Below are 13,009 nucleotides of genomic sequence, written 5' to 3' on the forward strand. Positions count from 1 at the left end.
AGATGAGCATGGCTAATCCGCATCTGAAATTCGCCTCGCAGGCCGTCGCCAAACCCTACTTCGTGTTTGCCCTGATGTTGTTCCTCGGGCAGGTGCTGTTCGGTTTGATCATGGGCTTGCAATACGTGGTCGGCGACTTCCTGTTCCCGCTGATTCCTTTCAACGTGGCCCGCATGGTCCACACCAACCTGCTGATCGTCTGGCTGCTGTTCGGCTTCATGGGCGCGGCGTATTACCTGATACCGGAGGAGGCCGACCGCGAACTGCACAGCCCGAAACTGGCACTGTTGCTGTTCTGGGTATTCGCCGCCGCAGGCGTGGCGACGATCCTGGGCTACCTCTCGGTACCTTATGCGACGCTGGCGAAGTTCACCGGCAACGACTTGTTGCCGACCATGGGGCGGGAGTTCCTGGAGCAGCCGACGATCACCAAGATGGGCATCGTCGTGGTGTGCCTGGGGTTCCTCTACAACATCGGCATGACCTTGCTCAAAGGTCGCAAGACCACCGTCAGCATGGTGATGATGACCGGCCTGATCGGCCTGGCGGTGTTCTTCCTGTTCTCCTTCTACAACCCGGAAAACCTCGCCCGCGACAAGTTCTACTGGTGGTGGGTGGTGCATCTTTGGGTGGAAGGCGTCTGGGAATTGATCATGGGTTCGATGCTGGCCTTCGTCCTGATCAAGATCACCGGCGTGGACCGGGAAGTGGTGGAGAAATGGCTCTACGTGATCATCGCCATGGCACTGATCACCGGCATCATCGGCACCGGTCACCACTTCTTCTGGATCGGCGCGCCCGAGGTCTGGCTGTGGGTCGGTTCGATCTTCTCGGCGATGGAACCGCTGCCGTTCCTGGCGATGGTGGTCTTCGCCTTCAGCATGGTGAAAAACCGCCGTCGGCATCACCCGAACCGCGCCGCGACGTTGTGGGCCAAGGGCACCACGATCACCGCGTTCTTCGGCGCGGGGGTCTGGGGTTTCCTGCACACCCTGGCGCCGGTCAACTACTACACCCACGGTTCGCAACTGACCGCGGCCCACGGCCACCTGGCCTTCTACGGTGCCTACGCGATGATCGTGATGACGCTGATCAGCTACGCCATGCCACGCTTGCGCGGCTTGGGCGAAGCGGCGGACGAACGTTCCCAGCGCCTGGAAATCTGGGGCTTCTGGTTGATGACCCTGTCGATGGTGATGATCACCTTGTTCCTCACCGCGGCCGGTGTCGTCCAGGTCTGGTTGCAACGTTGGATGGAGGATGGCAGTGCCTTGCCGTTCATGGCGACGATGGATCATTTGAAGCCGCTGTTCTGGGCGCGACTGGTCAGCGGCGTCGGGTTCCTGGCCGGGCTGCTCTGCTACCTGTTCAGCTTCCGTCAACGTGGCCGCGCGGCCCTGCGTGCACCGGCGGCGGTGGTGCCTTCTTGAAAGACCACCGCTGAACTCGTGGCAAGAGAGCTTTTGTGGCGAGGGAGCTTGCTCCCGCTGGGCTGCGCAGCAGACCCTTTTTGATGGGCGCTTCGCACTGGAGCGCCAGCCCGGCCAAGCGGGAGCAAGCTCCCTCGCCACAAGAGCAGTGCGAATCAGTCGGGTCGATAGGAGAGTAAAACATGGCATTCACCCTCGAGCTGGAAGAATGGGTCGGCAGTGTCTGGCACCGTTTCATCACCCGCCGGGCCAGTGCCGATTTTCCTGAAGCACGGGTCGAGCTAATCCCGCGGCAACGCTCGCTGCAGGTGCTGTTTCGGGCCACCGGCGGTGCGCCGCACCTGGGGCTGGAAGCGGTCAGTGACCGCGACCTGCTGCTGCGGCGCAACCTGATGCAGCAGATCGCCGGCACCTGCAAGCAAGTGCCCCTGGCCTGGTGCGACGGCGACAATCTGCGCTTGCCGGCGAGCCTGGCGGCGTTCCCTGACGTCGAGCTCAACCAAGAGTTGTATCGCTGGCTGGCCTTGCTGGCCGCGCAGTCGGGACCGATGAAGCATTGGGGCCGGGACAATCAGCGCTGGACCCTGGCGGTGTTGAAGCGCTACCCGGCGCTGCGCCCGCGCTACCGGCGACTGGTGGACGCGCACCTGTCCCTGCGCCCCGATCCGGCCACGCTCAACCCGGCCGAAGCCGCTTTGGAACGGGCGTTGTGCCAAGCCTTGCGCGAACCGGGCAGTGTCGAACATTTTCCCCGCAGCGAGCGGGCCGCCTGGCCGTTGCCACTGTGGCTCTACCCACCCCAACACCTGGCCAATCCCCAGGCCGCCAACCTCGAGGAGTCCGAGCAATACCTGGCGACACCGCCCGGCGAACAACAGGGCGGTCGCAAGCGCGCCGAACGAATAGATGACAGCAGCCGTGACGGTGGGCTGCTGATCGTGCGCCTGGAAAACCTGTTCAGTTGGACCGAACACGTGGACCTGGATCGTTGGGCGGATGACCGCGAAGACCCGGACGCCGCTCGTGTCGCCGAAGACCTCGACCAATTGACCCTGTCCCGCACCCGCGTGCGCAAGGGCGGGGGCTTGAAACTGCACCTGGACCTGCCGCCGGCCGATGTGGACGACATCCCGTTGGGTGCGGGCATCCTGTTGCCGGAATGGGATTACCGCAAGCAACGCCTGCAGGACGACTTCGTCAGCCTGCAAACCTTCATTCCTCGCGATGGCCAGCCCCAGCCGTTGCCCACACGCCTGCGAAACTCGGCCCAGCGCCTGCGTCGCCAGTTCGAACACTTGCGTAACGACCGCCAATGGCTGCGCCAGCAAACCCAAGGCTCGGAACTGGACCTGCAAGCCTGGCTGGATTTTCACGTCGAGCGCCAGCATGGCCAATGCAGCGAACGCGGACTGTTCATGGACCAGCGCCAGACCCGCCGCGACCTGGCCTGCCTGCTGCTGGCCGACCTGTCGATGTCCACCGATGCCCACCTCAACGACGAGCACCGGGTGATCGACGTGATCCGCGACAGCCTGTTGCTGTTCGGTGAAACCCTGTCGGTGCTGGGTGATGACTTCGCGTTGTACGGGTTCTCGTCCCTGCGTCGCCAGCAGGTGCGCCTGCATGAACTCAAGGCCTTCAACCAGCGTTACGACGATCACACCCGCGGACGGATCCAGGGCCTCAAGCCCGGTTACTACACGCGCATGGGCGCAGCGATCCGCCAGGCCACGCAACGGTTGGCGGGCTGCAAGCGCCGGCGCAAATTGTTGTTGCTGCTCAGTGACGGCAAGCCCAACGACCTGGACCTTTACGAAGGACGCTACGGTGTGGAAGACACCCGCCAGGCAGTGCTGGAAGCCCGGTGCCAAGGCTTGACGCCGTTCTGCATCACCATCGACCGCGAAGCGGGGGATTACCTGCCGTACATGTTCGGGGCCAACGGCTACACCTTGATTCGCCAGCCCGAGCAACTGCCGCTGCGGCTACCGCAGTTGTACCGGCAATTGACTCAGGACTGAGGGTTCAGGCGATGCTGCGAGGTAGCCAGAAGAACATGACGATGCAGAAGATCGTCAAGGCGACGCAAAACCAGGTGAAGCGCCGCAGCCGGCGCTCGCCGGCCATCGCTGCTTCGGCGGGCAGGGGCATGCCGCACTGGCGACATTCGCTTGCATCGGCGGGATGGGCCTGTTGGCAATACAGGCAAGTGGGCTGCGCGCTCATTCGAATTGCTCCAGGCGCAGGCGATCGAGAATGGCGATCTGGCGACCGTCCTGGGTGATGATTTTTTCATCGATCAGGCGCCGGATGATCCGTGAAAAGGTTTCCGGCTGGATGGACAAGTGCCCGGCGATCAACTGCTTGGCCATCGGCAGTTCGAACTGACTGTCGACGGTTTGCAGGCGCACCAGTTGCGTCAACAGATAGCGCACCACGCGGTGCGTGGCGTTTTTCAGCGACAGGGTTTCAATCTCGTTGACCCGTTGGTGCAAACGCACGCAGAGCTTGCCGAGCAGGGCGAAGGTCAGCCGGCTGTTGCTTTGCAGCAGACGCATGTAGGTGGCGTTGGACAGCCGATACAACTGGGTCGGGCCGACGGCTTCGGCGGACGCGACGTAGTTGGGCGTGTCCATCAACATCATGGCTTCGGCGAAGGTCTGGCGCTCGCCAATCACTTCGAAGACTTTTTCCTGGCCGTCCGGGGTCAGCCGGTAGATTTTCACCGCGCCGGAAATCACGAAGTAAAACGCCTGCGCCGGCTCTCCCTGGCGGAACAGCGGGTCGCCCCTGTCGATGCTCAGCAGTTGGCTGTTGCTCATCAATTCGTCGAGCTGTTCTTCGTTCAAGGGCTCGAACAGATGATGGCTGCGCAGAATCTGGTGATGGACGCGGTGGAGCACCATGGCGTGGATCCTTGGAATGGCTAAAGAGAAGGGCGGGGTCAGACCAGGCTCAGGGACAGGCCGCTGGCAAGCGCCACGACGCAGGTGAGCACGACGAACCAGGTGAGCGGCAGGACGACGGATTTCATGGAGGACCCCGGCAAAGAAAGGTGATGCCGTGCCTGAGCAAGAGCCGGGCCAGGCTTGGGGGCGTTGATTCCTGGGGCGTTGAGGCTGGACAGGGTAGAAATGACCCTGGGGTAGTGGGGTAAAAATAACCACGAAAGGGTCTTAAATACCCCGTTCAGCTACAGTCCCTGTGGGAGCACAATGCGGTACACAAGAAAAATGATGGACCTGTGGCGAGGGAGCTTGCTCCCGCTCGGCTGCGAAGCAGTCGTAAATCGGCCGGTGCGGAGTGTCTGATGCCCTGCATTTGGCGGCTTTAAGGGCCGCTTCGCGGCCCAGCGGGAGCAAGCTCCCTCGCCACGGGTTTATTGAACAGCATTACTGAACTCCAACACTGACCCACTTCGGCAAGCCCCTTGCAAGTGCCTGTTCGAGACGGGAGGTCGCCGATGCGCTGGCTTGATCTGAGACAAGGCCGGCCGGCGTCGATAGCCGATCATTCGAACCCTGGTTTGTCGTCCCTCGCTGGCTGTCTGGCGAGGCAAAGGAGTGGTGTATGCAAGTGCTTGACCGTCGCAAGGCCATGGCCATCGCGCCGTTGTGGCGCCTGGCGTTTCGGCCGTTTTTTCTGGCCGGTTGTGTGTTGGCGTTGTTGGCCGTTCCTTTCTGGCTCGTGGCGTTTACCGGGCGGTTGTCGGCCTGGCAGCCGGCCGGCGGCTGGTTGGCCTGGCACCGGCATGAACTGTTATTCGGTTTCGGCTTGGCGATCATCGCCGGGTTCCTGCTGACCGCGGTGCAAACCTGGACCGGCACCCCGGGGCTCAGCGGCAAGCGCCTGGCAACGCTGGCGTTGTTGTGGCTGGGCGCGCGGCTGGCCTGGCTGGTCGATGCGCCTTGGCCGTTGTTGGCGCTGCTGGAGTTGGGTTTTGCCCTGGCGGTCGCGGTGTTGATGGGCGTGATGTTGTGGCGCGTGCGGCAGAAGCGCAATTACCCGATTGTGCTGGTGTTGCTGCTGTTGGCCGCCGCCGACGGGTTATCCGTGTACGGCCTGGTGCAGCACAACGAGGGCTTGCAGCGCCAAAGCGTGCTCACCGGCCTGTGGCTGGTGGCGGCCATGATGGGCTTGATTGGCGGCCGCGTGATTCCATTCTTTACCCAGCGCGGCCTCGGTCGGGTCGAGGGCGTGGCCCCTTGGCCATGGCTCGATCGCCTGTTACTGGCGGGTGCGGCGCTGGTGGCGTTGTTGTATGCCTTCGGCCCGGCGCTGACGGCCAGCGTCTGGGTTGGCCTGTTGTTCGCCGCGTTGGCGGTGGGGCACGGGATTCGACTGGTGCGTTGGCATGATCGGGATTTGTGGCGGGTACCACTGCTGTGGTCGTTGCACCTGGCCTACGCTTGGCTGGCGGTGGCCTGCCTGGGCATGGCGCTGTGGCATTTCGGTGTGCCGGTGAGCCCGAGCCTGGCAGTGCACAGCCTGACCATCGGCGCCATGGCCGGTTTGATCCTGGCGATGATTGCCCGTGTCAGCCTGGGCCATACCGGGCGCCCACTGGAGCCACCGGCGGGCATGACCTTGGCATTCATCCTGCTGAACCTGGCGTGCCTGAGCCGGGTGCTGTTGGTGTTGCTGTTGCCGTTGGCCGGGCTGTGGCTGGCGGCGCTGTGCTGGACGTTGGCGTTCGGTCTCTACGCCTGGCGCTATGGGCCGATGCTGTTGAAGGCTCGGGTGGATGGGCATCCGGGATGAGCCGATTGGGACGAGGGGGTCGATGATGTACGGGGTCTTGCTGGTCACGCACCTGTTGGCGGCCATCGCTTTCATTGGCACGCTGTTTTTCGAGGTGTTCATCTGGCATGCCGCGCGCGGGCCTTTGACGCAGATCGTCAGGGACGGCGCTGACCAGGCGATCGCCCAGCGCTCGCGGCATGTGCTGCATGGCGTGGTGCTGGTGTTGTACGGCGCCGGCATGGCCCTGGCCTGGCAGCATCGCGGCGCATTGATCCAGCCGCTGGGCAACAGCTTCGGTCTGTTGCTGAGCCTGAAGATCCTGCTGGCGCTGAGCATCATCGGGCATTACCTGTGGCTGGCGTACTGGCTCAAGAGCGGACGCCTGACACCCAGCCGCGCCTGCTGGCTGCGGCGCAGTATCCTGGGGCATATGGTGCTGATCGTGGTGTTGGCGAAGGCGATGTTCTATTGGCAGTTTTGAGCGGAGAGTGAAAGCCCGCAGTTGATTCAAGGGGTTTGTGAAATAGGCTGAACACCACCAATTCCCTATGGGAGCGAGCTTGCTCGCGATGGCGGTGGGTCAGGCGATTCAATACTGACTGATCCGACGCCATCGCGAGCAAGCTCGCTCCCACAGGGGGTAGTGTGTGGTTTTAGCGTTAGCGAACGGGCTTCATCGCATTGACGAACAACACATTGTTTTCCAGGTGGATGTGCTGCATCAGGTCATCACGAAACTCCACCAGCCCGCGGTACAGGGCGCGCCAGGTGTTGCAGGCGTCGGCGGGCGGGGTGATCTGGTCGGTCAGGGCCAGCATGGTTTCCAGGGCCTCACCGTGCTGGTCGTGTTCGTAGCGCAGTACCTGGATCGGCGCCGAGGCGCGTTCGCCCAGGCCTTGTTGCAGCATCGGGAACAGCACCTGTTCCTCCTTGAGCATGTGGCCTTCGAGTTCCTGATACATGTCCTGCAAGTGATCGGCCAGGCCGTTGGGGCAACTGGCCCGGGCGCCATGGACCGTCTCGACGCGCCGGGCCAGGCGGATCAGTTCCGGCAGTTGTTCGCGATGACGCGCGTGGTAGCGTTCCAGGATATGGGCGATCAACAATGCCTGGGGCTCGCTGCGCCAGTCATGGCCCAGCTCCCCGGCCGCTTGCAGGGTGCTGAGGGCGTCGGCGATCAGCAACGGGTTCAAGCCTTTGCCCAGCGCCGCTTCGCGCAAGGATTTTTGCCCACCGCAACAGAAGTCGAGGTTGTAATGATGGAAGGTACGGGTCGCACCGGGAATGTCGCAGGCCAGTTGGCCGAGGCTTTGTTCCAGCAGATCGAGGTTCATCATGTTTCCTTGGGTTGAATCCCGGGAGGGACAGATGAGCGCTTCTTTGCAGCCGGCATGCCAGATTCAACTGATTGAAAACAAAGCACTAAATTATTGACAGGGTGATTGTCACCCTGACTGTGAAGGGTCAAACGAACCCTGGAGGGTCATCACTACCATGCTGCGTGAAAGCCTGGCCGCCGACCTGATCGTCGAGCTGCCCAATGCGGTGCGATTGCAGCGCCTGGTGCAGACCCTGCGGGAGTACTTCAACAGTGGTGCCGTGGGGCTGCTGCGCCTGGACGACGACAGCCTCAGGCCCGTGGCTACCGTGGGCCTGGTCCACGAAGCGCTGGGCCGGCGTTTCGTGATCGCCCAGCATCCGCGCCTGGCGGCGATCATGGCCTCCCGCGAACCCACCTGGTTCGAGCCGGACAGCCGTTTGCCCGATCCGTATGACGGCTTGCTCGACCACCACGTCGGCGAGCCGCTGCCGGTGCATGACTGCATGGGCGTGAGCCTGTACGTGGAAGGCCGGCTCTGGGGCGCTATCACCCTGGATGCGCTGCACGCCGGCACCTTCGACAGCCGCGCCCGGGAGGAACTCAAGCGTTGTACGTTGCAGATCGAGGCGGCGGTGCGCGTCACCCGTCTCGAACAGGAAAACCGTAGCCTGCGGGCATCGCGCAGCGACCCGGCCGACCTGCGCCTGCCAGCCGAGGAGGGCGAGATCCTTGGGCGCAGCGAAGGCTTGCAGCAATTGCTCAACGAGCTGGATGTGCTGGCCGATTCCGAACTGCCGGTGCTGTTGCTGGGCGAGACTGGCGTGGGCAAGGAGTTGTTCGCCCGGCGGCTGCATCGCCTGTCCCGGCGCGGTCATAAGCCATTGGTGCAGGTCAACTGCGCGGCGCTGCCCGAGTCCCTGGCCGAAAGCGAGTTGTTCGGCCACGTCAAAGGCGCGTTTTCCGGGGCGACCACCGACCGCGCCGGACGCTTCGATGCGGCCAATGGCGGCACGCTGTTTCTCGATGAGGTCGGTGAGTTGCCGTTGAGCGTGCAGGCCAAGTTGCTGCGCACCTTGCAGAACGGCGAGATCCAGCGCCTGGGTGCGGACAAGCCGCTGCACGTCGATGTGCGGATCATCGCCGCCACCAACCGGCATTTGCCCGACAGCATTCGCGATGGGCTGTTTCGCGCCGACCTGTACCACCGGCTTTCGGTCTACCCGGTGCCGATCCCGCCGCTGCGCGAGCGCGGCCACGATGTGTTGATGCTGGCCGGGCACTTCCTCGAACTGAACCGCACGCGCCTGGGCTTGCGCGGCTTGCGCCTGTCACCGGCGGCCGAACAGGCGTTGCTGGCGTACAGCTGGCCTGGCAATGTGCGCGAGCTGGAGCATGTCATCAGCCGCGCGGCGTTGAAGCAACTGAGTCGTGGCGCCAGTCGCAGCCTGATCATGACCTTGGAACCGCAGGTGCTGGACCTGGATGTCAACGCCAGTAGCGCCTCTGCACAGGCGCTGCCGGAACAGGCCCTGCAAGCATTGGAGGCGCCCGTGCAGCCCTTGAGTGAGGCGGTTGACGGTTGCCAGCGCCAGGCGATCCTCAAGGCTCTGGAACGCTGCGGGCAGAACTGGGCGGGGGCGGCTCGGTTGTTGGAGGTTGACCCGAGTAACCTGCATAAACTGGCGCGGCGGTTGGGGCTTAAGTAGTCATTTACCTGTCAGAACGGGTTACCTTCATCGCGAGCAAGCTCGCTCCCACAGGGATCTTGTGAACACAGCAGATCACCTGTGGGAGCGAGCTTGCTCGCGATAGCGCCCTTCAACTCACCACAAGAACCGCCATTGACAACGATCAAGGCCAACCACCGCAGTCGACTCCACACTGGCCCCAAACCCACAGTGGAGATCCCCTCATGCCTCTTTCCCTGGCCAACATGCGCCGCCAGTACACCCGTGATGGCCTGGACGAAGCCCAGGCATCAGACGATCCCCTGGCCCTGTTCGCGCTCTGGATGCAACAGGCCCGCGATACCGAACGTCCGCCCGTGGAAGCCAACGCCATGGCCCTGGCGACGGTGGACGCCCAGGGCCGGCCTCACTGCCGGGTGTTGTTGCTCAAGGGTTTCGACGCCCAGGGCTTTTCGTTTTTCGGCAACTACGACAGCCTCAAGGGCCAGGACCTGGCGGCCAATCCCTGGGCCGCCATGACGTTTTTCTGGCCGGGGCTGGAACGGCAAGTACGCATCGAAGGACCGGTCCACAAGCTTGATCCGGCGCTGTCGGACGCCTATTTCGAATCCCGTTCCGTAGGCAGTCGCCTGGGCGCCTGGGCGTCGCCACAAAGCCGTCCATTGCCGGATCGGGCCGCGCTGGAAACCTTGCTGGCCCAGACCGAACAACGCTTCGCCGAGCAACCTGTGCGGCGACCTGGGCATTGGGGCGGCTATTGCCTGCAACCGCAGCGGCTGGAGTTCTGGCAGGGCCGCGCCGACCGTTTGCACGATCGCCTCGACTACCGCCGGCAGGATGGCGCCTGGCAGCGCAGCCGCCTGGCACCCTGACGCCAAGGGAGGTACCTCCAAGGAGGAATAGGCCCGGCAACGATTGCGGTTCAGGCTGGGCCATCTTTTCTGACAGGACGGCTGATCATGGCCCATCTGACGCAACGCCACTTTCAACCGCTGAACATCGCGGTCCTCACCATCAGCGACACCCGCACCTTTGACACCGACACCTCGGGCCAGACCCTGGCGGATCTGCTGCAAACCGCTGGGCACGCGCTCGTTGACCGGGGGCTGGTGAAGGACGATATCTACCAGATCCGCGCCCAGGTCTCCCAATGGATCGCCGACCCCAAGGTCCAGGTGGTGTTGATGACCGGCGGCACCGGTTTCACCCCGCGGGACAACACGCCCCAGGCGGTGGCACCGTTGCTGGACAAACAGGTGGACGGTTTTGGCGAGTTGTTCCGCCAGGTGTCGCTGGCGGAGATCGGCATGTCCACCCTGCAATCGCGCGCCTTGGCGGGCATGAGCAATGGGGTGCTGGTGTGCTGCTTGCCGGGTTCGCCGGGGGCGTGCCGGACCGGTTGGGAGCAGATCCTCGCCGGGCAATTGGACAGCCGCACCGGCCCGTGCAATTTCACCCCGCACCTCAAGCCCCAGGGCGGCATCGCCCCGACGGCGTGCGAGACGCGCTCGTGAGCGGCCGGGTGTGCGACAGCGGCGTGCTGATGCCGGTGGATGAAGCGATCCGGCATCTGCTCGACCAGGCGCCGCCGCCACCGCCCGTGCAACGGGTCGGCCTGGACCAGGCCCTGGCGCGTGTGCTGGCCGCTGACATTATCTGCCCGATGAACCTGCCGGCCTGGGATAACAGCGCGATGGACGGTTATGCCCTGCGGGCTGCCGACCTGCCGGTGGAGGGCGGCTACCTGCTGTTGGCCGGGCGCATCGCCGCCGGTGACCAGCCGGGCGAAGCGTTGCAGGCCGGGCAGGCCGTGCGGATTTTTACTGGTGCGCCGCTGCCACCGGGTGCCGACACGGTGGTGCCGCAGGAAAGCTGTCGCGTCGATGGCGAGCGGGTCTGGTTGCCGTCGGTCAATGGCGGCGACCATGTTCGCAAGGAAGGCGAGGAACTGCGTCGAGGCGACCGGCTGCTTGAAGCCGGCACGCGCTTGCGCGCCCAGGAGTTGGGGTTGCTCGCCGGTGCCGGCGTCGGCCAGGTGGACGTTTATCGCCCCCTGCAAGTGGGCTTGCTCAGCAGCGGCGATGAGCTGCGCGAACCGGGCGAGCCACTGGCGCCAGGACAGATCTACAACAGCAATCGCCACAGCCTCGCCGCCCTGTTGCGCGGTTGGGGGATCGAGGTGCACGACTTCGGGGTCATGCCTGACCAGCTCTTGGCCAGTCGACAGGCATTGCGCCTGGGCGCTGCCGAATGCGATGTGCTGATCACCTCGGGCGGTGTCTCGGTGGGTGAAGAGGATCACCTCAAGCACGCTATCGAAACCTTGGGCAGCATTGACCTCTGGCGCCTGGCGATCCAGCCGGGCAAGCCCCTGGCCTTTGGCGATGTGGAAGGCAAGCCTTGGATCGGGCTGCCGGGCAACCCGACGGCGGCGTTGATTACCGCGCTGATCGTCGTGCGGCCGTTCCTGTTCCGGGCCCAGGGCATGAGCGACGTGTTACCTGTGCCGTTGCAGGTGCCGGCCGGGTTCGACTGGCTCAAGCGCAACCGGCGCCGGCAATACCTGCGAGCCCGATTGGTTGCAGGCATCGACGGCCAGTTGTGTGTCGAACTGCATCCCCAGCAAAGTTCAGCGATGCTGACCGCGGCCTGTTGGGCCGATGGCCTGGCAGTGGTCGAGCGTGAGGCGCTGGTGCACAAGCACGACCGGGTGCTGTATCTGCCGTTCGCGAGCCTGATGCATTGACGGCAATTGATTGCCGTCAAGGTCGCCGCCGGCTGGCTGGCTAGACTGGCGGCGCCCTTAGTTTTCTCACGAGGTTGCCCCCATGCAACTGGTTTGCCCGGCAGGGAATCTGCCTGCCCTCAAAGCGGCGGTGCGCCAAGGCGCCGATGCCGTCTATGTCGGCTTTCGCGATGACACCAATGCCCGGCATTTCGCCGGGCTGAACATGGACGACAAGCAGTTCGACGCGGCCGTCGCGCATATCCGCCAGCACCAACGCAAGCTCTACGTGGCGGTCAATACCTACCCGCAACCCAAGGGCTGGGAGCGCTGGCAACGGGCCGTGGACCGTGCCGCCGATTTCGGCGTGGATGCCCTGATCGCCGCCGATCCCGGCGTGCTCAGCTACGCCAGCCAGCGCCATCCTCGGTTGGCGCTGCACCTTTCCGTACAAGGCTCGGCCACACACGCAGCCGCCCTGGCTTTTTACGCCCAGCGCTACGACATCCGCCGTGCGGTACTGCCGCGGGTGCTGTCCCTGGCCCAGGTGCGGCAGGTGGCGGCGGGCAGCCCAGTGCCGATCGAAGTCTTCGGTTTCGGCAGCCTGTGCATCATGGCCGAGGGCCGTTGTCATTTGTCTTCCTACATCACCGGCGAATCGCCGAACCTGTGCGGCGTCTGTTCGCCCGCCAAGGCCGTACGCTGGAGCGAAGACGCCCAAGGCTTGAGCGCACGCTTGAGCGAAGTGCTGATCGACCGCTACACCCCTGAAGAACCGGCCGGTTATCCGACCCTGTGCAAAGGCCGCTTCCTGGTCGGCGGCAAGCGTTTCCACGCCCTGGAAGAACCCACCAGCCTCGACACCCTCGACCTGCTGCCGGAACTGACGGCCATCGGCGTTGAAGCGGTGAAAATCGAAGGCCGCCAACGCAGCCCGGCCTACGTCGAGCAAGTGACCCGGGTCTGGCGCGCCGCACTGGATGCCCACCAGGCCGCGCCGCAACGGTTTCGCGTGCGGGAAGAATGGCGCCAGGTGTTGGCCGGTTTGTCCGAAGGCAGCCAGACCACCCTGGGTGCCTACCATCGATCATGGCAATGAAGG

The 13,009-nt window shown here is 64.1% G+C and carries 12 protein-coding genes; 9 read left to right on the top strand and 3 right to left on the bottom strand.

Features of this window, described 5'->3' with window-relative positions:
• The first annotated feature begins 2 nt into the window (after positions 1-2).
• Both ACLH0I_RS14330 and ACLH0I_RS14335 read left to right on the top strand, forming a co-directional pair.
• Complete coding sequence (locus tag ACLH0I_RS14330) at positions 3-1,430, top strand: cbb3-type cytochrome c oxidase subunit I (RefSeq protein WP_411387437.1); 1,428 nt, start codon at positions 3-5, stop codon at positions 1,428-1,430.
• Between the two features lie 182 nt (positions 1,431-1,612).
• The gene (locus ACLH0I_RS14335) at positions 1,613-3,451 is read left to right on the top strand and encodes a nitric oxide reductase activation protein NorD (protein WP_411387438.1); all 1,839 of its coding nucleotides are present in this window, start codon (positions 1,613-1,615) and stop codon (positions 3,449-3,451) included.
• Positions 3,452-3,455: 4 nt separating this feature from the next.
• Here the strand turns inward: ACLH0I_RS14335 and ACLH0I_RS14340 are convergent, their stop codons facing one another.
• A complete protein-coding gene (locus ACLH0I_RS14340; RefSeq protein WP_411387439.1) occupies positions 3,456-3,656 on the bottom strand; it encodes a protein DnrP in 201 nt (66 codons plus the stop codon).
• Positions 3,653-4,336: a Crp/Fnr family transcriptional regulator gene (locus ACLH0I_RS14345; protein WP_186705769.1), complete on the bottom strand. Its 684-nt coding sequence runs from the start codon at positions 4,334-4,336 to the stop codon at positions 3,653-3,655. Before ACLH0I_RS14345 ends, ACLH0I_RS14340 begins: the two co-directional genes overlap by 4 nt.
• A 664-nt stretch (positions 4,337-5,000) precedes the next feature.
• On the opposite strand from ACLH0I_RS14345, the gene ACLH0I_RS14350 reads away from it, so the two are divergent.
• Together ACLH0I_RS14350 and ACLH0I_RS14355 are read left to right on the top strand one after the other, a co-directional pair.
• A complete protein-coding gene (locus ACLH0I_RS14350; protein ID WP_411387440.1) occupies positions 5,001-6,191 on the top strand; it encodes an NnrS family protein in 1,191 nt (396 codons plus the stop codon).
• A gap of 25 nt (positions 6,192-6,216) precedes the next feature.
• Complete coding sequence (locus ACLH0I_RS14355; protein WP_411387503.1) at positions 6,217-6,654, top strand: hypothetical protein; 438 nt, start codon at positions 6,217-6,219, stop codon at positions 6,652-6,654.
• 178 nt (positions 6,655-6,832) lie between these two features.
• Here the strand turns inward: ACLH0I_RS14355 and ytfE are convergent, their stop codons facing one another.
• Complete coding sequence (gene ytfE / locus ACLH0I_RS14360) at positions 6,833-7,507, bottom strand: iron-sulfur cluster repair protein YtfE (protein ID WP_411387441.1); 675 nt, start codon at positions 7,505-7,507, stop codon at positions 6,833-6,835.
• Between the two features lie 160 nt (positions 7,508-7,667).
• Here ytfE and norR point away from each other — a divergent pair, with 160 nt between their 5' ends.
• The 5 genes from norR to ACLH0I_RS14385 all read left to right on the top strand — a co-directional run bounded on the left by norR (position 7,668) and on the right by ACLH0I_RS14385 (position 13,006).
• The gene (norR, locus tag ACLH0I_RS14365; protein WP_411387442.1) at positions 7,668-9,200 is read left to right on the top strand and encodes a nitric oxide reductase transcriptional regulator NorR; all 1,533 of its coding nucleotides are present in this window, start codon (positions 7,668-7,670) and stop codon (positions 9,198-9,200) included.
• A gap of 206 nt (positions 9,201-9,406) precedes the next feature.
• The gene (gene pdxH / locus ACLH0I_RS14370; RefSeq protein ID WP_411387443.1) at positions 9,407-10,054 is read left to right on the top strand and encodes a pyridoxamine 5'-phosphate oxidase; all 648 of its coding nucleotides are present in this window, start codon (positions 9,407-9,409) and stop codon (positions 10,052-10,054) included.
• Positions 10,055-10,141: 87 nt separating this feature from the next.
• Positions 10,142-10,696, top strand: coding sequence for a molybdenum cofactor biosynthesis protein B (moaB, locus tag ACLH0I_RS14375; RefSeq protein WP_411387444.1), 555 nt, complete (start codon positions 10,142-10,144; stop codon positions 10,694-10,696).
• Positions 10,693-11,928, top strand: coding sequence for a gephyrin-like molybdotransferase Glp (glp, locus tag ACLH0I_RS14380; protein WP_411387445.1), 1,236 nt, complete (start codon positions 10,693-10,695; stop codon positions 11,926-11,928). The genes moaB and glp overlap by 4 nt, the downstream gene beginning before the upstream one ends.
• A gap of 82 nt (positions 11,929-12,010) precedes the next feature.
• Complete coding sequence (locus ACLH0I_RS14385) at positions 12,011-13,006, top strand: peptidase U32 family protein (RefSeq protein ID WP_053119545.1); 996 nt, start codon at positions 12,011-12,013, stop codon at positions 13,004-13,006.
• Positions 13,007-13,009: the final 3 nt, after the last annotated feature.

The sequence above is a fragment of the Pseudomonas sp. MPB03 genome (assembly GCF_046605385.1).
Taxonomy (GTDB): domain Bacteria; phylum Pseudomonadota; class Gammaproteobacteria; order Pseudomonadales; family Pseudomonadaceae; genus Aquipseudomonas; species Aquipseudomonas zanjanensis.